Raw genomic sequence first — 21,550 nt, 5'->3', positions numbered from 1 at the left:
ATAAGACACCCAATGAAGTCATCAAAAACATCATTCTTGAGAAATTGCATTAGCGGGTGGAATGTACGAGCACTGGAGGAGGAGCGAAGAGATTGTCTACTCGCCATTTTTTTCGTATCTTCGCTTACAAGTGGTATGTTGTATACCCCCCAAAACACATTATACACTAATCATAAACGTATGATCCGAACAATTACTCAACTACTCAAGCCCTGTATAGCTGGCTGTGCTATGGCACTCTGCTCGCTAGGGCTGACAGCTCAGAATGCTGAGCTGGTCAAACTATCACTCCATCAGCCCGAGCTACAAGAGCTCAGAACCGATGGTACCACCACTGGCGAGGCATCTATCCCCGCTGATGAGAAGCAAGCTCTCGTCGACATCTACAATAGTCTCGATGGTGCTAACTGGTCACCCTCTTGGGATCGCTGGGATCTAACAGCCGACCCCGCTACGTGGAAGGGCGTTACCATCAAAAATGGTCACGTCGTGGAGCTCAAGATAGACCGTCGCAAGGCTAAAGGTGAGCTACCTGCTTCTATCGCTGATCTAACAGAGCTAGAGGTCTTCTGGTGCCAGTCTAACCAGATCACGAAGCTCCCTGACGAACTCTTTACGATGCCTAAGCTGCGAGAGTTTGCCGCTAGTCTGCAGAATATAGGTGGCGAGCGTACACTGACGCAGGAGTTCCCCAAGAAAGTAAATCTGCCCGCCCTAGAGACGCTCTTTATGGATAGCAACGCCCTAACGGGTTCTCTGCCGAGCGATATGAATCTACCGAAGATTAAGACCCTCTGCATACAAGACAACAAACTGACGGGTGCTATCCCCGAGACACTGACTAAGTGCGCTGACCTAGAGTATCTCTATCTCCACATGAATGATTTCTCAGGTGAGGTGCCTCAGGACTGGAGCGCTTGTAAGCAACTCAAGCACTTTGTCGTAGAGCAAAATCCTCAGCTCGGAGGTACATTCCCAGCTTCACTGACTCAGCTCACGGAGCTACAGCTTATCACCGTTCAGATGACCTCTGTCGAGGGGCAGATACCATCGGACATTGGTAATCTAGTCAATCTGCAGAACCTCCTACTCACTAAGAGTAAGATGGGTGGTCTGATCCCCGAGAGCATCGGTAAGCTAACCAATATGACTATGATCGCTTTCGGCGAGTGTCAGTTTAAGGCTCCTCTACCAGAGAGTCTGACTAATCTAAAGAATCTGGTCCTGATGCAGTTTACTGGCAATCCTCTAGGAGGCGAGATCCCTGCATGGCTCTCTAGCTTCCCCAAACTAGAGGATCTCAGAATGGCTAAGTGTCAGCTCACAGGAGAGATCCCAGCTAGCCTATTCCCCACCAGCAAGGATAGTGAAGATGGTCTATCTAAGATCAAGAACCTAGACTTCTCGTACAATGAGCTAACGGGTGAGCTGCCCGAGGCTATCACCAACTGCCCGAATCTAGTGCGTATCTGGGTCTCCCACAATAAGATGTCTGGCAATCCGACGGGATACTTTACTTACGAAAACTTCCCTCGCCTCGTGCAGATCGAGCTCAACGACAACAACTTCTCTGGAGGTATCGGCACGCTCTTTACCAACCCCGAGCGCGTCCTAAGTCGTGTAGACATCTCAAACAACAACTTCTCAGGACCAATCCTCCCAAAGCCTAGCGAGTCAGTCTATGGTGTGCTACTAGGATTCAATGGAGAGGGTGCTATCGTCCATGGCAACAAGTTTGTCTTTGCTGACTTTACCAACTTCCAGGGATCTCTAGAGGTCGGCTCTGATGGTGATAAGACTTTGGTCTATGCTCCGCAGAAACCGACTAAAGAGGATGAAACCATGGAGCTAGCCGAGGGTAAGAGCGTAACGCTCGACGCTACCCTAGACGAGCCTGCTAACTGGAAGCAAGACGGTGATTCTTATGTCCCCAACAAGTACCAATGGTACAAGGATGGTAAGGCAATCGCCGGTGAGACCAAGCCTACTTACACCATCGCCAGCTATAGTGCTAACGACAACGGTGTATACAACTGCGAGATCACAAACATCATCGCTCCTAAGCTCAAGCTCACAACGGGCAAGACAACGCTCAAGCAGATCGTATCTATCTCTGAGGTAGCCAAGCCCGCACTCCAAATCACAAGAGAGGCTGCCACACTCCACATCAATGATGCTCAGAGCGCAGCTCTCTACACGATGGAGGGTGCTTGCATCGCTCGCACCGAGGGCAACACGCTATCTATCGAGGGTGTAGCCCCTGGTTGCTACCTCATCGTCGTAACTGTCGACAACGTACGCCACACGGTGAAGTACGTTCTATAAAGCAGTCTACAGATAAACCCTAGACACGAATAAAAGGAGGCTGTCACACGCGTGGCAGTCTCCTTTTATTTTAACTGGCTATTGGCTGTTAGCTGTTAGCTGTTGGCTAGAACTATCAGAGTGAATCAGAGCCATCTGAACGATCTAGCCTCTAATCTCTAACTTCTAATCTCTAATTTCGTACCTTTGGGAGTAAATCGATATTGACACATCTATGTCTAGACCTATAGCACTCATCACTGGCATCACGGGGCAAGACGGATCTTACCTCGCTGAGTTGCTTCTATCTAAGGGATACGAGGTGCACGGCACGCTACGCCGCGCCTCTTACTTCAACACGGCGCGCATCGAGCACCTATACCTTGACGACTGGGTGCGTGACCAGAGCCAGAGACGCAAGATAGAGCTGCACTGGGCCGACATGACGGACAGTTCGTCGCTCATACGTATCATCCAGGAGGTGCGTCCCACGGAGATCTACAACCTGGCGGCTCAGAGCCATGTCAAGGTCTCCTTTGACGTGCCGGAGTACACAGGCGATGTGACCGCAATTGGGACGCTCAGACTACTCGAGGCGGTGCGCATCCTAGGCATGAGCCAGTCGGTACGCATCTACCAAGCCTCCACGAGTGAGCTATATGGTCACGTGGCAGAGACACCGCAAAATGAGCTGACCCCCTTCCGTCCCTGCTCGCCTTACGCCTGCGCTAAGCTCTACGCCTACTGGATCATTCGCAACTACCGGGAGAGCTATGGCATGTTTGCGGTGAACGGGATCCTCTTTAACCATGAGAGTGAGCGACGGGGCGAGAACTTTGTCACCCGCAAAATCACGATGGCAGCAGCACGCATCAAGCTGGGACTGCAGGACAAGCTTTACCTAGGCAATCTCAATGCGCTCCGTGACTGGGGCTACGCGCCTGACTACGTCTACTGTATGTGGCTGATGCTGCAAAACGAAAAGCCCGAGGACTTTGTCATCTCCACGGGCGAGCAGCACTCGGTGCGGGAGTTTGCCACGCTCGCTTTCCGCTATGTCGGCATCGAGCTGGAGTGGCGAGGTGAGGGCCTGCACGAGGAGGGTGTGGATCGTGCCACGGGGCGCGTGCTGGTCGCTGTGGACGAGAGCTTCTTCCGTCCCGCTGAGGTGGAGACGCTCCTGGGCGACCCAACGAAGGCACGAGAGCTCCTAGACTGGAACCCACGGATGACTCCTTTCGAGGAACTGGTCAAGCGTATGGTCGAGAGTGATCTAGAGCTATTTGCCAAAGAAGAGCGTAAGAAGCTATGAAACAATTGACACCTGAGAGCCGCATCTATGTGGCTGGACATCGCGGCTTGGTAGGATCGGCGATACTCCGCCAACTGCAAGCACGAGGTTACCAGCAGCTGATCACCCGCACGCACCAAGAACTAGACTTACTGGACGCAGTGGCGGTGGAGAGCTTCATACGTGAGGAGCGACCCGACTACATCTTCCTCGCAGCAGCGCATGTGGGCGGGATCATGGCCAATCAGACCTATCGTGCCGACTTTATCATGAACAATCTGGGGATCCAGCAAAACGTCCTCACCTCTGCACTCCGCAATGGAGTCGAGGGATTGCTCTTCCTCGGCAGTAGCTGCATCTATCCTCGGCTTGCGCCTCAGCCAATGCGTGAGGATGCGCTACTCACCTCACCTCTGGAGTACACCAACGAGCCGTACGCTATCGCCAAGATCGCGGGAATGAAGATGTGCGAGAGTATGAACCTCCAGTACGGCACGAACTATCTCTCGGTCATGCCGACCAATCTATATGGTTACGGGGACAACTTTGACCTAGTCAATAGCCACGTCCTGCCCGCTATGATCCGCAAGCTACACCTTGCGGGCGCATTGCTCCGTAGCGACCTAACAGCACTACGGCGAGACGTGGCGCAGCGCCCGTTGGAGGGCTTGACAGAGCAAAGTAGTCTGGAGAAGTTCACGGCAGAGCTAGCACGCTACGGCATCACGCCTACCAGTTTACAATTGTGGGGCACGGGGTCGGCACTGCGTGAGTTTATGTGGAGTGACGACCTAGCGGAGGCTTGCATCACCATTGCCGAGCGGGTGTCGTTTGAGGAGCTATACCCCGCCGGCGAGCAAGAGATCCGCAACACGCACATCAACATCGGCTCGGGCGAAGAGGTCTCCATCTGCACGCTCGCCACGCTTGTCGCGGAGGCGACGCACTACGAGGGGCGCATCGAGTGGGACAGCACAAAGCCCGACGGCACGCCCCGCAAGCTCCTCGACCTGACGCGTCTCACCTCCCTCGGCTACACCGCCACGACACCCCTCGCCGTCGGCATCCCCCAGCTCTACGACTGGTACTGCCAGCAATCTCTCTGATTAAGTATCGTAATTAGAAAAATGGACATCAATCGAATCAAGCAATACAAGTCAACATTTGACAGTATCGTACATGTGATTCCTACTGAAGAGAAAGAGGATCGAGTAGAGGTATGGTATGCTCGAGAGCTACAAAAGGTATTAGGATATGCACGCTGGGAGAATTTCCTCACTGCCATTAAGAGAGCTATAGAATCTTGTATCTCGCAGGGAGTGAATGTTGAAGACCATTTTCGTGAGGTCACGAAAATGGTTGAGTTAGGGAGTGGTGCTAAGCGTGAAGTGTCCGACTATATGATTACTCGATACGCTTGCTTCCTCATTGCTCAGAATGGAGATCCCCAAAAAGAAGAAATAGCTTTTGCTCAAAGCTACTTTGCAGTACAAACGAGAAAAACTGAACTTATTGAAGAGCGTCTTCGCTCTCGGTATCGTCTAGATACTAGAGACAAACTGAGACTAGCAGAGAAGAGACTTTCCCAAAACATCTACGAAAGAGGGGTTGATGACAAAGGGTTTGGAAGAATCCGATCTCGTGGTGATAGAGCTCTTTTTGGGGGACATACGACTGAAGAGATGAAGCGACGGTTAGGAATAAAGGGGAGTCGTCCATTGGCAGACTTCCTGCCAACGCTTACCATTGCAGCAAAAAATCTCGCTACAGAGATGACTAACTACAATGTTGAGCAGAAAGACCTATATGGAGAATCACCTATTACCATCGAGCATGTTCACAACAATCAAAGTGTAAGAGACATGTTGGGCGCGAGAGGTATTACTCCAGAGGAACTCCCGCCTGATGAGGATATAAAGAAGTTAGAGAGGAGAGTTTCTCAAGAAGAGAAAAAGATAGAGACCGAAACGAAGAAACTCCCCAAGTAATCCACGCTATTCACACAATAAGCTACGCATCTATGTCCGCAATACAGATACTCTGGGTCGATGACGAGATAGATCTCCTGAGACCGCACATCATATTCCTCGAGCAGCACGGCTATCAGGTCACTCCCTGTGTGAGTGGAGCCGACGCCCTCGACTTGCTGCAAGAGCAGTCGTACGACTTAGTCTTCCTCGATGAGCAGATGCCAGGCTTGTCGGGACTAGAGACACTCGCACGCATCGCACCACTCTACCCTTACCTCCCCGTCGTCATGGTCACCAAGAGCGAGGAGGAGCATCTGATGAATGAGGCGATCAGCCGTCAGATAGCCGACTACCTCATCAAGCCGGTCAACCCCCACCAACTCCTCCTCTCGCTCAAGAAAGTTCTGCACCGAGAGCAGATCGTCACCGAGGCTACACAGCAAAACTACATACAAGCCTTTCGTGAGCTATCCCTACGAATCAATAGTGCTGGCACCATCGACGAGTGGATGGCTATCTACAAGGAGCTCTCTAAGTGGGTCATGCAGGTAGACAACTACCTCCCAGATATGGCGGAGACGCTACAGTCGCAGCGTGACGAAGCGAATAGACTCTTTGCTAAGTACATTATTAAGGAGTACGAGGGGTGGATACAAGATCCGAAGCGCGCTCCGCTGATGAGCCATACGCTGATGCGCGACAAAGTCTTCCCCCTACTCGATCGTGGCGAGCATATCTTCCTCATCCTCATAGACAACTTCCGCTGGGACCAGTGGCTAGCTGTGCAGGAGATGCTGAGCGGACTCTTCACCTTCGACGATGGTATGTACACCGCCATCCTGCCCACAGCCACACAATATGCGCGTAATGCGATCTTCTCAGGGCTCATGCCCCTAGAGATTGAGAAAACCTTTCCCGAGCTATGGGTCGATGAGGAGAGCGAAGAAGGCAAGAATCTCAACGAAGAGCCCATGATCGCAAGCCTCCTCAAGCGTTACCGCAAGCCCTACAGCTTCGCCTACCGCAAGGTCTACGAGACCTCCTTCGGCGAGCGAGTCCTCGCTCAGCTCAACGAGCTGGAGGACAATCAGCTCAACGTCATCGTCCTCAATTTCGTCGATATGCTATCGCACGCTCGCACCGAGAGCAAGATGATCCGCGAGCTTGCCAGCAGTGAGGCCGCTTACCGCTCCCTGACGCAGAGTTGGTTCCGCCACTCGACCACCTATCGGCTCTTCGAGCAAGTCGCTCAGATGGGCGCCAAGATCATCCTGACCACCGACCATGGTTCCGTCCGCGTCCGCAAGCCGGTCAAGATCATCGGCAATCGCAACACTTCGACCAATCTGCGCTATAAGCTAGGCCAAAGTCTCACCTTCGACGCCAAGGAGGCCTACGCACCCAGCAAACCTAAGGATATAGGTCTTCCTGTCAACCATCTGACAGACAGTTACGTCTTCTGCTACGAGCAGAACTTCTTCGCCTATCCCAACAACTACAACTACTACGTCAATTACTACCGTGACACGCTCCAGCACGGGGGTATCTCTATGGAGGAGATGCTCGTGCCCTGTATCACGCTCACGCCTCGTTAATACCACTAGCTATATGCGTCTCACACTACAATCTCTCGCCGACCTTCCACGTGTCGCCCAGGAGGTACACACACAACTAGCCGACTACCCCGTCATCGCCCTCCAGGGAGACCTAGGAGCCGGCAAGACGACGCTCGTTCACGAGCTGTGTCGTCTCGATGGCGCCAGCGAAGAGGAGGTGGTCAATAGCCCCACCTTTGCCATTGTCAACGTCTATACGACTCAGTCCGACGACACCATCTATCATATAGACTGCTACCGTCTGGAGAATCTCGCAGATGCCGACCAGATAGGACTAGCCGAGTATATCCGCTCAGGCGCTCGCTGCTATATCGAGTGGCCCGACGTCATCGCACCCCTGCTCCCCGAGGACACCGCCGTCATCCACATCGAGGCGCAGCCCGACGGCTCCCGCCTCCTGACCCTCCTCACCGAGTAAACTTTATTCCGCAAATCTTGCAAGTAGCGATGATGTAGGGACGCACAAGCCGTACGCCCCTACAAATCGTTACACGCCTCATCTGGTTTATGAGACGAGAGAACTTCATCAGCTATTCCTTGACGAAGACTTTGCGAAATTCTCCGTTGCTCATCTCAATGATATTGACGCCTTCGTGAGGTTCAGATAGTTGCTTGCCAGAGATGTCAAAGCGTCGTATTTCCACGGGCTCAGTCTCTGTGCCAAGCGAGAAGATCGCATTAGCATCGCCCCCCTTCTCGCAGATGTTTTTGAAGAGTCGCCACTGACTATGCTCTCTGTAGCGATCCTTAGTGCCGCTGGGTACGTAGAGCGTTGCCGCCGTATAGATAGGAGCATCCGCCTCGGTCTCGAAGGCTTCCGTATCACTCGGATCCGTGATATGAGACTCAATAGAGGTCAGCGCTGTGCACCCTGAGAAAGCAAATAAACCTATCTCAGACGCAGTACTGGGTATGGAGAGCGAGGCCAGTGCTGCACACATGAAGAATGCAGAGGACCCTATGGAGGTAACCCCCTCAGGTATGACGATAGAGGTCAGAGCGGAGCACTCCTGAAAAGCGTACTGACCGACACGCTGCAAGCTCGCTGGCAGCGTGAGTGAGGAGAGTGCCGTACACCCAGCGCAGAGGTAGTCGCTCACACTTGTAAGTCCCTTTGGTAGGACCAGTTTTTGTAGCTGAGAGCACCCATAGAATGCTCCATCGTCAAGATGGCTCATCTCCTCTGCCAGTGGGACCTCTGTCAGCGATGTGCAGCTGAGGAAGGCGTACTTGCCTAGATTACGTAGTCCGCCCTCTGCATGGATGCTTTGCAGTGCCGTACACCCTGAGAATGCATAGTCGTAGACCAGCTCCAAGCTACTAGGCAGGTTAACAGTTTCGAGTGCCGTACAGTCTAGAAAAGCACTCTCTCCGATACGCTGCACGCCCTCAGAGGCTGTTACTTCTGTTAGTGCCGTACATCCGGAGAATGCTCCCTGCGAGACCTCTGTGAGCGTTCCTGGTATGAGGATTTTGGAGAGAGATGTGCAATCCTTAAAGGAGTAGATCCCGACATGACTCAACCCTTGAGGCAAGACCAGCTCTCCGAGTGCAGCACAGCCATATAGAGCATAATCACCTATCTTCGTCACAGACGAGGGTAAGGTTAGAGCAGGGAGGGCGGCACAACCCGCGAACATATAGTCGCCTAGCTCCGTAAGCCCCTCGCCTAGCGTCACTGAGGTCAGACTACCACAGGTAGCACACAGATTACCTCCGAGATAAGACACGCTCCCAGGTATAGAGATGTCAGTCAGAGCGATACACTTACTAAATGCCCCTTCGCATATACTATCGACCCCTTCGGCTATATCGATAGACTGGAGGCTGAAGCACTTAGAGAAAGCAGCCTCTCCGATGACCTCCACGCTCCCTGGTACAGAGACACTCTTCAGGGCTGCACAGTCGTAGAAGGCATACTCACCTATACGTCCCAAGCCCTCACCAAGAGTGACGGTCTGTAAATTTTCACAGCAAGAGAATGCGTGACCTCCGATCGTCTCCACACTCTCTGGGATCTCTATCTTAGAGAGTCCCACACAGTCTCTAAAGGCATCAACCCCTATCTGCTTAAGCCCCATGGGGAGCGTGACCGCCTTGAGCTTAGAGCAGTCATAAAATGCTTCGTAGTCGATAGCCGTCACCGTGTATGCGACACCCTCGTGTGATACCGAAGCAGGGATGACAACCGATCCGGTATACCCCTCGGCGTTTTTCACCACAGAGACGGTATGTTCAGTCGCAGATTTAACCTCATAAGCGATGCCATCCAGATTAAAAGTTTGTGCACTCATCCCTATCGAAGAGATGAGGCAGAGGCTCCACAAAGCCTTTTTGATGTAATGATCTTTCATGCCTTTAGTATGTTTGTTGAGCAGTATTTCTTAGTGGGGTCTTCAATACTTGCGCATCTGTTCATACGAAGAGAAGGGCATCGTACAGGAGAGGGGACAAATTGTTTAGCTTCTATCTTTTCTTGATAGGAGCCGTATGCTGTGAGCTTGCTATGAACGACTGGGCTATAGGCACTAAAGCTGTTATTATAGCTTCCCGTAGCACACACGCCACTGTCATGTGCAGCACGCCTACAAATATAGGTAAAAGATCTCAGCGAGTGTTCTCTTCATCAAGTTTTTACGCAGTCTCATCTGGTGCAGGTCTAATCTTCCGTCCAAGTAAGATATTAGACTCTGGGGAGATATCAAATAGATTCCACTGAGAAGGGGGCCCCCGTCTGCGATTTCGGGGACCTATCGCTTACGACGTGTACCCGTTTTGCCCTTTTCGGGTACATATCGGGGATGACGTGTACCCGTTTTGCCGTTTTTGGGTACATGTGTGGTGAGTCGCAGTGATGACACTGTGACTCACCACTACGTAGCGGATTCTATCGGATGATACCCGAGACTGCCTGGCTGGCACCACTCGGAGAGGTGATACGAGCTATGTATTCCCCTTGAGGTAAGGAGGCTGGCAGGGAGACCTGTCGCTCCTGTGTCGTAGTACGCCATACGACCTGTCCTGACACATCGTATAGAGAGATAGTCAGTGGCATGTCCAGCGCACCCTTAGAGATGATGAGATTGCGACCATTTATATAAGCTTCGATCGCATTAGTCTCATTGGCTAGTGGTGCCTCATTGGCTGTGTAAGCACTGCCTAGTAAGCGGATCATCGTATTGAAGAACTCAATCTCCAGGTCGTTATTCCCATTCATCGTATAGAAGACGATCGTCTTGCCATCACCACTGATACGCGGTATGCCTATACATACAGAGTTCATCATCGGGTCAATCTGCTTGGCATAGAAGTCAGAGATATCACGACCCGAGTGCTCTTTTATCCACTGCAGGAGCGGTATGCTCTCATTGTTCTTTGGATTGACTGCATGAGCTCTCCAGAAGAGCATGCCAGGATTGGAGAGGCATACTACACTCCCGTCATACAGCACATCAAAGGCACAAAGAGCTAGGTCGCTCTCTGGCTTTAAGATCTGATAGCTATCTGTCGTCACATCCCAGACGAAGGGTCTCAGCTGGGGCATACCGTCGCCATTATTACTGTTCTCATATAGTGCCGTGCAGAACTTCATCTGAGGACGAGAGAAGTGGGTCACCTGCATAATCGTGGCTGTGTACTGCCCCGTACGCTCATCGCACTTCTTCGACCACTCATCGAAGGCTTTATTGTAGCGATCCTCTTGCTCAGTGCGCTCAGGCGTGCCAGGCTCTGCGGTCACATACTCATCGTAGACAGGTGGCATACCGGGCTTGGGTTTGTCTGGATTGATAAAGAGCCCCTCCATCGGCAAAGTATAAGTATAGCTGCCATCGGTCTGTCGAGTCCACTTGATGTACTGCATCTCAAAGCCCGAGCGACCATTCTGGCGACCCACTAGTATCTGCGCATCTGCGGAGATAGCCTCCACTTTGTTGTACTGAGGCTTACAACCCATCAGATCCTCTTCAGGCTCTGGTAGAGCGGTAAAGAGATAGGTACCATCTGCCTGACGCTCACCTATGACTGGTTGATGGCTGAGTGCATCTAGAGACTGACTATTGCCGATGATCCACTTACCATCTTCCGTAGCATCAGAGGGCATGAGGCCGAAATCGGGGTTGGGCGCTTTAAGGGCGATCTCCTTACCTTGCGGTGTACGTATATAGGCTTCGCAAGCCTTCTGTGGCGAGTAGACCAAGATGACAGACCCATCGGAGAGAACCTTGATCACCTGTACGCCCTCTCGGCTTTCGGCCTCGAGGACCTCCACTTTATCACTCTCCGTATCATATACGAAGCTAACATAGACTGGGTTGCCCCATCCTCCGTATATGTAGCGGCCATTGTCACTGACGCCTCTTACAGCGTAGTGATTGACTTCATCAGGCAGAGCCTCAGGCCCTGACGTGATGGTAATTCCCTGCCCAGACATGCCTAGTGACAAGGCGCACAGGATAAGAATCAGTAGTTGAACTTTCCTCATAACTTATTGGTTTTAACGTATTTGGTTGTTATAAAAATTCTCGCATAGAGAGACAACCATCATCGATGCCCCTCGCTCATTCTGTTTCCCCATAGTTGTTTCCCATAAAGCAACATGTTCTGATGCAAATGTAGCATAATGTTTTCTTATATCCAATAGCCCAAATCCGACAGACGACTTCTTCCTATGGTAATTACAAAACGTTACTTCCTCAGAGACAAGCATTGAGCAGATATACAGCAAGGCGGACTAGACACGTGGTCTAGCCCGCCTTGTGCGTTATTGCTATTTAGTAGCTAGCGGATCATCTGTGATAGACGCGTACCTCAGTGATCACACCCTGAGGCGTGATGTAGACGTACTCGTCCTGCTGACCTCTCAGCTCTATCTCAAAGCGATAGTAAGAGCCCTGAGGCATCTCGATGAAGTCGATATCGTCAATGAGTCCATTGGGATACTTCTGCTGGAGTGCCTTCAGGACAACGTCGGGGACGTTTCTCCGAGCGACATCCCAGCTCGTGGAGATCCACTCACAGGACTTTGTGAAGAGCACCTCCTTATCCTTCTTGTCGTGCCGTATCTCCACCTCGACCATGCCGTCGTCGTAGTCCACCTCTAGGATGCGGGCGTTGGCATAGCGATCATTGAGGGTCTTCATACATTGCTCACTGAGGTTCCAATCCTTCGTTGGTCCACAAGAAGCAAACAGAGCTACACTGCAATTCAGCAGGAGTGCTATAAATAGAATTCTTTTCATAGGTTCGTTATAGGGTTATCAGATTAGTAGTACTGAAGGGGGGACGAAAGATCTCCTCCCTCTCTCAACCACAAAGGTAAGGCTAATTTCTCAATCACCACTGGCAGAGCATGCTCTTCCACAGGGCTGACGTGTTATAATCGCTCTGTCTGGAGCGACGCATGAGCGACAAGCGAGGCATAGATGGGTCCACTATATATAGTGTGTCAGCCCTGCCCTCTAACCTCTACTCTCTATTTACATATCTTTACAGGGAAATTCGTCCGATTCCCTCCTTTCTCGAATATCCACGTGGGGAATCTCAAATCTCCACGTGGATATTTTTCTTTTTCCACGTGGGGGCGAATCATTTCTTCCGAAGTTTCATTTCATTCCTCCGAAGTTTCATTTGATTCCTCCGAAGAATTTTTTATTCTCCACGTGGATATTTCGAAATCTCCACGTGGAAATCACTTTTCTCCGACACGGTGCTGTTTTGATATGTAGTCAGCTCTAAATTATTGTAACGAGTCGGCGTTGAATTTACCCAGCCCTCTAACCTCTAATCTCTAACCTCTAATTTCTAAAGTCTAATCTCTCTCCTCACTAATTGCTATCTTTGTATGCATAACGACTGATGACACTATGGATACAAGAAGACAACAGAAGATAGCACGACTGATACAGAAGGAGATGGGAGAGATCTTTCGCCCACTGACGCAGCAGCTGCGGGGGGTGCTCGTGAGCGTCACCCTGGTGCGTGTCACCTCCGACCTGAGCAGAGCTCATATTTACCTGAGTATCTTCCCCTCGGAGCGTGCTGACGAACTTCTTAAGTACATACAGGACAACGCTGGTAGCTACCGCTACGAGCTGGGACAGCGCACGGGCAAGCAGCTACGAGTCATCCCCGAGATGGAGTACCATATAGATGACTCGCTAGACTATCTGGAGCGCATCGACAAGCTGCTTGAGCAATAGCTTACGCTCTCTAGCTCACTTTTTTCGCTAGCTCCACACGATGCGTCTGCCCTTCTTTATCGCTTGGCGATACCTCTTTGCCCACAAGAAGCTGGGTGCTATCAATATAGTCACCCGCGTGAGCGTGCTGGCCATCGCCGTGGTATCGATGACGATGATCTGCGTGCTATCCATCTACAATGGGTACGAGCAGATGATCCTCGACAAGGTGGTCGGACTAGATCCACAGCTACTGATCACGAAGGGGGACGAAGCGCCCCTGGACCAAGGCGTAGTGACCCAAGAGATTAGTTCGATAAAAGGGATCGAATCGATCGCTCCGCTGGTATGGGGTGAGGGTCTGGTAAGTCGTACGGAGGGCGAGAGCTTCTCCGCGGCGCATCTATATGGTGTAGATAGTGCCTATCTGCGCATCTCTAATATGGAGCGATACCTGTACAGTGGCGACATAGCGATACATCCTGGGCAATACAATCTGGGGGCCTCGATAGCCATCAACCTCAACGTGATAGCGCACGACACGGATCCGCTCGTCATCACGCTCCCCAAGCGCAAGGGATACATCAACCCGATCATGCCGATGACTTCGCTGAGACGCTCGCAGGGTGTACCCGTGTCGGTGCTTTTTACCGACAATGTGGTCTACGACAACTCGATCTTCATACCGCTCTCTGAGCTACGTTCGCTGCTGATGCTTGACGAAAACCAAGCGCACGGTCTAGCTCTAAAGCTGGATGAGGGAGCAGACGAGGGAGCTATCCAAAAAGCGATAGCGACGAAGCTAGGTGAGGAGTACCTCGTCCGCAACTGCGCTGAGCAGCAACCGCACTTGATGCGTCTCGTGGCTATCGAAAAGTGGATCACGTCGCTCATCTTTGCCTTTATCCTCTTACTAGCTGCTTACAATGTGATGGCTAGTATATCGATGCTTCTCATATCGAAGCAGGAGGATATAGCGATCCTGCACGCACTCGGCGAGACGCCACGGGAGATCAGACGCACCTTCCAGCTGGAGGGACTGATGGTGACACTCATCGGTGCCGTCGGTGGCATAGCTGTCGGGATTGTCCTCTGCTTGCTACAGATGCACTTTGGGTGGCTCACGATCGATCTAGCTTTGGAGTCGCAGCCTTATCCAGTAGCTGTACGACTGACGGATCTACTCGTGGTGCTTGTACTAGTCTTTGCCGTTGGGTACTTAGCGGCTGTCTATCCCGTACGCAAGTTGATCGCTCACCGCAACGCTTCACACTAATACTATGACAAACCAAGCTAATACTCCTGGGCTACTGCCTGACGTACCTGAGTACACGGCTCAGATCATACATCTATGGATCGCCGAGGAGAGCATACGCATCCTCACGCGACAGCAACAACCACTGGAGCTACTCCAGCAACATCTGATGCAGTCCGATCCTCTCAGACAAAGTCTGATGAAAGAGCTACTCAGCGAGGAGTCGGTCGCGCAGATCCTCAGCGGTCAGCACGCTCCCGTCACGAAGCAGCTGCTTGCGGAGTGCGAGGCGATACACAAGAAGGTGAGCCAAGATGAGCGCAACATCGTCTACCAAGGGTGCTACATACTAGTCCTACCGACGATCGTCGCCTTTAGAGCAAAAGATCCACACGCCAAGGAGATGGGCGAGATAGAGATCCTCTGCACGATCCTATACAACGCCACCATGCAGGGACTCATAGGGAGCAGCACGGCAGGAGCAGAGCACTCCCCTACCGACACGCGTGTCTACCAGCAGATCAGTGCCCTCTTTGCCCTACTTGATCAGGAGTACCATCGCAAGCATCACAAGGAGGAGTCGCAAGCGAAGCCACAGTCATGAGCAGAGGTCGTATCATCTTACTCGGTGCCTCGGGACAGCTAGGGCGCAGTATCACACGAGAGCTAGCAGAGCGGGGTAATCCCTACGAACTGGTCAGCTACACACATGAGCAGCTCGACTACACCGACACGGAGTCTCTATCCCGAGCGATCAAGCTCTGGGAAGAGCAATCTGTCGCTTACGACTGGACGATGGTGGTCAACTGCGCTGCTTTCACACAGGTAGACCTGGCCGAAGATCCGGTACACTATCGTGATCTCCTGGCACTCAATGCGCTACTGCCGGCACAGCTGGCAGAGAGCCGTCTGCCGATCATACAGATTAGCACAGACTATGTCTTCGATGGGAAGCAGGGTACACCCTATCACGAGGAGGATAGTACCAATCCACAGAGTCTCTACGGCCGCACCAAGCGTCAGGGAGAGCTGGCACTCCTGATGCACCCGACGCATCCCACTGAGCAGCATCTAGTCATTCGCACGCAGTGGCTCTGGGCTCCGTGGGGACACAACTTCGTTCGCACCATGCTACGGCTGGCTCGTGAGGGGAAGCCACTGCGTGTCGTCAACGATCAGATCGGTTCGCCCACGTCGGCTCCTTCGCTGGCACGAGCTATCTGCGAGATCGTCGCTTGCTACGATACGGAGCGCACCTTTCGCACGCCCCTACTCCACTATGCCGACCGAGGTATCTGCTCGTGGTACGACTTGGCCCATGAAGCGATTGCCACGCATCTGCCTGAGTACGACTTGTCACAACTGACTCCGATCCCTACGGCTGAGTACCCCACGGCTGCCGAGCGTCCCGCTTACAGCGTACTGGCGACCGATAGGATAACGGCTTGCTACGGCATCACGCCTCCTCAGTGGCAAGATGAACTACAGATAGCTATAGACTAAATGCGCGCTAAGGTAGAGGATCAACGGCTAAATCGTCACATTCTGCGGCTCACGATCCCCAACATCATCTCCAATATCACCGTCCCGCTGCTCTCGCTCATCGATGTAGGGCTGGCGGGGCACATGGCTCACCCCGAAGCTATCGGCTCAGTCACCGTAGCGGCTACCATCACCAACACGATCTACTGGCTCTTTGGCTTCATACGGCTAGGCACGACAGGACTCGTCGCTCAGGCTTATGGTCGGCAAGACAGCTCTGACATCAATCGTCAGCTGGCTCGCGGCATCACGATGGCACTCCTCTGCACGATCATCGTACTGATCATCTCCCCCTTTGCCACGCTCCTGAGCGGTGTCGTCACAGGCGGGGCTGCTGAGCGACTAGGCGCAGAAGCAGAGCAATATATCCAGATCATCTTCTCGGCAGCCCCTGCTGTCATGATGATCTATGCGCTGAATGGATGGTTCATAGGTATGCAAAACACCCGCATCCCCATGGTTGCCTCGATGAGCGCACTGGTGGTCAACTTCCTCGTCTCCTATACGCTCGTCGTCCACTATCAGATGGGTGTCAAGGGACTTGCTATCGGCACCTGTGTAGCGCAGTATAGCCAGGCACTCCTACTACTCACCACCCTACTCATTAGGTATCGCCATCTCGTGCGTCATCTGAGGCTCAGCCACTTCACCGATACGAAGGGTTACGGACGCTACCTCATCCTCGGACGCGATCTGATGCTCCGCTCCTTGCTACTCAGCAGTATCACGCTCTTCTTCACCTATGCCGGCGTCCGTGAGGGTGCGATCGCTGTGGGAGCGAATGCGCTACTGATGCAGTTCTTCAGTATCTTCAGTTACTTTATGGATGGCTTTGCTTATGCTGGTGAGTCGCTCTCAGGACGCTTCTACGGCGCGGGTCGTATAGACCTACTCAACGCAGTGATAAGTCGTCTCTTTGCCATAGGCATCGTCCTGTCACTCCTCGCTGCGCTCCTCTTTGCGCTCTATCCCGATGGCTTACTACGCTTCTTGAGTAGTCACGACGAGATCATCGCTTACGCCAGGCGGTACCATCTCTGGGCAGCACTGATCCCGCTGGTAGGCTTTGGTGCTTTCCTTTGGGATGGTATCTACGCAGGCACAACCCGATCGGCAGGTCTCAAGTGGTCTATGATCGGATCGAGTATTGTCTTCTTTGCGCTCTACTATCTGCTCTATACTTCACTCGGCATGACCGCCTTGTGGATCGCTTTCGACAGCTACCTACTGGTACGTACAGCGATCCTCACGGCGATCTGGTATAGGCGTCCGCTGAGGGTGTCAACAAGCTGTTCATAACCCCCACCATTCTGTTGAAAAAACTGTTCATAACTCATCAATAACTCAAGGCTAACTTATTTGCTTATCTCGGAAAGTTGTATAGCTACGAAAAGATTTCAATTATGCAAATAAGTTACCATTGAGTTATCAACCAGTTTTGATCAAGTTATCAACAGGTACAGATAGAGAGCGAGACGACCGTAACTGCTCACGATCGTCTCGCCTTTTTATACCCTCTAAGTAGCTACCAGAGCCGACTAGAGCGGATAGGATAGTAGTATCATTAGCTCCTGCACAGGGGGAGTTATGAACAGATTCGACGCACCATCATCATCATCATAAGTAGATATAGAAATAAGCTATACAGATATCATATATAGATGATGATGTATGAGCTGTCGGGAGCGTGACTAGAACTTGTACTGAGCTCCCACGGTCACCATGTGTAGCGGCTTGGCAGCGACGAATGCTTGCTGCTCGATCTGCTGACGCAGGAAGCAGTCGTACTGGAGTGACAGGCGCAGGTGATCCTGCTGGAAGAAGTAGTTGACCCCTGTCGAGAGCTGATGCGAGCGTCCCTCGGTCAGTGCGGTCAGATTGCTCAGCTTGAGATCTTGCTGAGCCTTCGGGTCGAAGTGCCTATTGCGATCATAGTATGCGTACCGACCGAAGAGCTCTAGATTAGCTGGTGTGATACGCTCCACGAGTTGTGCCATACCCGCAATGAAGTGACGCTGTACGAGGATATTGTTTTCAAAAGTAGCAGGCGCCTTGGGACCCACTGCTAGGTTAGCGTTTTGCCATCCAGGCTGCAAACCCATAATGCCCTCAGCTGTGAGCATCAGCTGTCCGCCTTGATGCTTGATCGTGCTGGTGAGGAAGGCACCGCCGTAAGCACGTAGCATGTGATCATTTTGGAGCGTAGCTGTCTCCTGGTCAAAGGCGTAGTAACCATCCGTCGCTGGTAGATATCCACCATATCCTGATAGTCCGAAGCTGACGTTGTGGTTACTACCTTGCTCGGTGAGAGCTAGGCGTAGAGCTAGGTCTGGGGTATTCTTCATCATTCCTTTGCCTCCATTGCCAGCTAGGATAGAGAGTGTCGACTCAAGCTGCCACCGCTTGCTCGGGTCTAGAGCTCCTTTGTATCCGACCATCAGTCCCATGTCGGTATCTCCAGGGAAGAGATCGGCCATATAGAGTGATCGCTCGAAGGCTGCTCGCTTGCTAGAGCTATAAGGTAGCTCATAGCCGAAATCTATCGTTGCTAGTCCTCCTTTGACGAAGGCACCCTCAGCCCAGTGGGGCTTGTACTCGGCATAGACGTTGAAGATAGAGAGCTTCTGGTCTGTAGCGTTGATCTCGATCTTGGCGCCCAGGTCACCATAAGTTGCTTGGGTAGCGAGTCGTCCACGACGTATTCCCATCCTCGTAGTGGAGTGGTCGTAGGGAGGTGTGACGTTGCCCACCTTGATGTAGTCGGCCTCAGATCCGTACTGTGCGATAGCCTGCACGTATCCGCTGAATGTGAAGCGTACCTGCTCCTGCGCATAACTTGATACGCTAAAGAGAAGTAAGAAGAGAGAGCTAATAGCGATGATTCGCATGTGCATCTTAGAAGTCATGAGTCTAGAGATTAGAAGTTTGAAGTTAAATCTTTATGCAAAGGTAGGGATATTCGGATGGACTGACCGCTACTTAACGAAAGCTTAATAGCTTGTTGGCGTTCAGGGCTGACGCATCATTAATAATGTATCACCCCTCTAATCTCTAACTTCTAACCCCTAATCTCCATTTACATATCTTTACGGGGAAATCAGTCCGATTCCCTCCTTTCTCGAATATCCACGTGGGGAATCTCAAATCTTCACGTGGATATTTTTTATCCCCCACGTGGGGACGAATCATTTCTTCCGAAGTTTCATTTCATTCCTCCGAAGTTTCATTTGATTCCTCCGAAGAATTTTTTATTCTCCACGTGGAGATTTTGAAATATCCACGTGGAAATCAGTTTTCCCCGACACAGCCCCATATCGATATGTAGCCTGTTCTAAATAATTGTAACGAGCTGACGTTGAATTTGCCCAGCCAGGGCCACTAGCACTACTAGCCAATAGCCAACAGCCAATAGCCAATAGCCAATCTCTAACCTCTAAATTCGTATCTTTGCATGAGGCTGATACAGGTCAGCCGAGGCTACGGATCTACAATGAAGACTCACTTTGACATTATCGTAATTGGTGCAGGGCATGCTGGCTGCGAGGCAGCGTGCGCTACTGCACGCATGGGTGCCTCGACGCTCCTCATCACGGGAGATATGAACAAAGTGGCGCAGCTGAGCTGCAATCCCGCCATGGGGGGAATCGCCAAGGGACAGATAGTGAGAGAGATAGATGCGCTCGGCGGCTACACGGGGCAACTGTCTGACGCCGCTACGATACAGTGGCGCATGCTCAACCGTAGCAAGGGACCAGCCATGTGGAGCCCACGAGCGCAGCTAGACCGTATGCGCTTTATGGAGCTATGGAGAGGCCAGCTAGATCGGACGGATCGCTTGGCACTCTGGCAAGACTTCGTCGTAGACATAAAGTTTGGCGCAGAGGGTGGCAAACATCTGGTAGTGACGCAGTTGGGCATGACCTTTACAGCGGCAAAGGTGATCCTCACTGCAGGGACTTTCCTCGGGGGGCTGATGCACTTCGGTAAGACGATGATCCCTGGCGGACGCATCTCAGAGCCGGCCAGCCACGGCATCACAGAGTGTCTCGTAGCGGCGGGGCATCACGCCGGTCGTATGAAGACGGGTACCCCTGCCCGCATTGATGGACGCTCCGTAGATTGGTCGCTCGTAGAGGAGCAACCAGGCGACGAGGAGGCGGGACAATTCAGCTTCCTCCCGATGCAGCGTAGTCATCTGCGACAGCGCTCCTGCTACATCCTCTATACCAACGAAGTTTGCCACGACATACTCCGCGCTTCGCTCAGCGACTCGCCACTTTACAACGGTCAGATACAGAGCATCGGCCCGCGCTACTGCCCCAGCATAGAGACGAAGATTGTCAACTTCGCCGACCGCACACGCCATCAGCTCTTCCTCGAGCCCGAGGGTGAGGAGACAAACGAGTATTACCTCAACGGCTTTAGTTCGTCGCTCCCTATCGATACGCAGATCCGAGCTTTACAGACGATCCCCGCACTGCGAGATGTACAGCTCTACCGCCCAGGCTATGCGATCGAGTACGACTTCTTTGACCCTCGCGATCTGCACCATACGCTGGAGAGTAAGCTGGTCCCTGGCCTTTACCTAGCTGGTCAGGTGAACGGCACCACCGGCTACGAAGAGGCGGCTGGACAAGGCCTCCTCGCAGGCATCAATGCTGCCCTAGCCCTACAAGAAAAGGCTCCGCTCATCCTAAGACGAGACGAAGCCTACATAGGCGTCCTCATTGACGATCTCGTAACCAAGGGGGTCGACGAGCCGTATCGCATGTTCACCTCACGCGCTGAGTACCGTATACTCCTGCGTCAAGACAATGCCGACCTGCGACTGACGCCCTATGCGGAGCAGCTAGGATTAGCGACCACAGAGCGACTGAACCGCCTCGAGCAGATCAAAAAGGGCATAGCAGCTCTAGACAATCTCTGTGCTAACTACTCAGTCAAGCCGGAGGAGGTCAACGGCTACCTCACCAGTCTAGGTGAGAAGCCGCTAGACTTCGGTACTAAGCTCACTACCCTACTCCTTCGCCCGCACGTTTCGCTCAGCGGCTTGATTGCCCAGCTAGACGATTTTGCCACGCAGGTGGCAACTTTGATCGGTGATGACAAGGAGGTCCTCACACGCACCGAGACCGCCATCAAGTATCGTGGCTACATCGAGCGGGAGGAGCAAGCCGCGCAGAAGCTTCACCGCCTGGAGTCGCTGACGCTAGGCGATAAGTTCGACTACCAGCAGATCACTGCACTCCCCATAGAGGCTCGTGAGAAGCTCTCTCGTATCCGCCCCGCCACTATCGCTCAGGCCGCCCGCATCCCAGGCATCTCCCCGAGCGATATCAATATACTCCTAGTTCTACTGGGACGATAGCTTACCGTTTCACGTGAAACAATCG

General features: G+C 52.4%; 16 protein-coding genes. 12 read left to right on the top strand and 4 right to left on the bottom strand.

The annotated features are described in order from the left end of the window. Nucleotides 1–180: 180 nt before the first annotated feature. The 6 genes from RDM37_RS03325 (at nt 181) to tsaE (ending at nt 7,599) form a co-directional block, all read left to right on the top strand. On the top strand, nt 181–2,325 hold the full coding sequence (locus RDM37_RS03325) for an immunoglobulin domain-containing protein (protein ID WP_308554981.1): 2,145 nt from the start codon (nt 181–183) through the stop codon (nt 2,323–2,325). Between the two features lie 214 nt (nt 2,326–2,539). Further along, the gene (gene gmd, locus RDM37_RS03320; RefSeq protein ID WP_308554979.1) at nt 2,540–3,616 is read left to right on the top strand and encodes a GDP-mannose 4,6-dehydratase; all 1,077 of its coding nucleotides are present in this window, start codon (nt 2,540–2,542) and stop codon (nt 3,614–3,616) included. Continuing rightward, a complete protein-coding gene (locus tag RDM37_RS03315; protein WP_308554977.1) occupies nt 3,613–4,701 on the top strand; it encodes a GDP-L-fucose synthase in 1,089 nt (362 codons plus the stop codon). Before gmd ends, RDM37_RS03315 begins: the two co-directional genes overlap by 4 nt. A 21-nt stretch (nt 4,702–4,722) precedes the next feature. Next, complete coding sequence (gene dinD, locus RDM37_RS03310) at nt 4,723–5,583, top strand: DNA damage-inducible protein D (protein WP_308554975.1); 861 nt, start codon at nt 4,723–4,725, stop codon at nt 5,581–5,583. Nucleotides 5,584–5,615: 32 nt separating this feature from the next. After that, nucleotides 5,616–7,160: a PglZ domain-containing protein gene (locus RDM37_RS03305; RefSeq protein WP_308554973.1), complete on the top strand. Its 1,545-nt coding sequence runs from the start codon at nt 5,616–5,618 to the stop codon at nt 7,158–7,160. 13 nt (nt 7,161–7,173) lie between these two features. Beyond that, nucleotides 7,174–7,599 carry a tRNA (adenosine(37)-N6)-threonylcarbamoyltransferase complex ATPase subunit type 1 TsaE gene (gene tsaE / locus RDM37_RS03300; RefSeq protein ID WP_308554971.1) on the top strand — a complete coding sequence of 142 codons (426 nt, stop codon included), beginning with the start codon at nt 7,174–7,176 and terminating at the stop codon, nt 7,597–7,599. Nucleotides 7,600–7,711: 112 nt separating this feature from the next. On the opposite strand, the gene RDM37_RS03295 is transcribed toward tsaE, so the two are convergent. The 3 genes from RDM37_RS03295 to RDM37_RS03285 form a co-directional block, all read right to left on the bottom strand. Next, the gene (locus RDM37_RS03295; RefSeq protein WP_308554969.1) at nt 7,712–9,535 is read right to left on the bottom strand and encodes a leucine-rich repeat domain-containing protein; all 1,824 of its coding nucleotides are present in this window, start codon (nt 9,533–9,535) and stop codon (nt 7,712–7,714) included. A 533-nt stretch (nt 9,536–10,068) separates the two neighbouring features. Continuing rightward, nucleotides 10,069–11,664, bottom strand: a complete 1,596-nt coding sequence (locus RDM37_RS03290; RefSeq protein WP_308554967.1) for a T9SS type A sorting domain-containing protein — start codon at nt 11,662–11,664, stop codon at nt 10,069–10,071. 304 nt (nt 11,665–11,968) lie between these two features. Next, nucleotides 11,969–12,322, bottom strand: coding sequence for a PepSY-like domain-containing protein (locus RDM37_RS03285; protein ID WP_308554965.1), 354 nt, complete (start codon nt 12,320–12,322; stop codon nt 11,969–11,971). A gap of 723 nt (nt 12,323–13,045) precedes the next feature. On the opposite strand from RDM37_RS03285, the gene rbfA reads away from it, so the two are divergent. The 5 genes from rbfA to RDM37_RS03260 are packed head-to-tail and all read left to right on the top strand — an operon-like array spanning nt 13,046 to nt 17,456. Then, a complete protein-coding gene (gene rbfA / locus RDM37_RS03280) occupies nt 13,046–13,381 on the top strand; it encodes a 30S ribosome-binding factor RbfA (protein WP_025883509.1) in 336 nt (111 codons plus the stop codon). A gap of 40 nt (nt 13,382–13,421) precedes the next feature. Next, nucleotides 13,422–14,636 carry an FtsX-like permease family protein gene (locus RDM37_RS03275; protein WP_308554963.1) on the top strand — a complete coding sequence of 405 codons (1,215 nt, stop codon included), beginning with the start codon at nt 13,422–13,424 and terminating at the stop codon, nt 14,634–14,636. 4 nt (nt 14,637–14,640) lie between these two features. Beyond that, nucleotides 14,641–15,219, top strand: a complete 579-nt coding sequence (locus tag RDM37_RS03270; RefSeq protein ID WP_308554961.1) for a DUF4924 family protein — start codon at nt 14,641–14,643, stop codon at nt 15,217–15,219. After that, a complete protein-coding gene (gene rfbD, locus RDM37_RS03265; RefSeq protein WP_308554959.1) occupies nt 15,216–16,118 on the top strand; it encodes a dTDP-4-dehydrorhamnose reductase in 903 nt (300 codons plus the stop codon). Before RDM37_RS03270 ends, rfbD begins: the two co-directional genes overlap by 4 nt. Beyond that, a complete protein-coding gene (locus RDM37_RS03260; protein ID WP_308554957.1) occupies nt 16,119–17,456 on the top strand; it encodes an MATE family efflux transporter in 1,338 nt (445 codons plus the stop codon). It begins immediately after the preceding gene. A 392-nt stretch (nt 17,457–17,848) separates the two neighbouring features. On the opposite strand, the gene RDM37_RS03255 is transcribed toward RDM37_RS03260, so the two are convergent. Then, the gene (locus RDM37_RS03255; RefSeq protein WP_308554955.1) at nt 17,849–19,063 is read right to left on the bottom strand and encodes a porin; all 1,215 of its coding nucleotides are present in this window, start codon (nt 19,061–19,063) and stop codon (nt 17,849–17,851) included. 584 nt (nt 19,064–19,647) lie between these two features. On the opposite strand from RDM37_RS03255, the gene mnmG reads away from it, so the two are divergent. After that, nucleotides 19,648–21,525 carry a tRNA uridine-5-carboxymethylaminomethyl(34) synthesis enzyme MnmG gene (gene mnmG, locus RDM37_RS03250; RefSeq protein ID WP_308554953.1) on the top strand — a complete coding sequence of 626 codons (1,878 nt, stop codon included), beginning with the start codon at nt 19,648–19,650 and terminating at the stop codon, nt 21,523–21,525. Nucleotides 21,526–21,550 lie beyond the last annotated feature (25 nt).

The sequence above is a fragment of the uncultured Porphyromonas sp. genome (assembly GCF_902489635.1).
Lineage (GTDB): Bacteria > Bacteroidota > Bacteroidia > Bacteroidales > Porphyromonadaceae > Porphyromonas.
The sequence above is the reverse complement of the archived record's forward strand: the minus strand, read 5'-3'. Positions and strand labels throughout refer to the sequence as shown.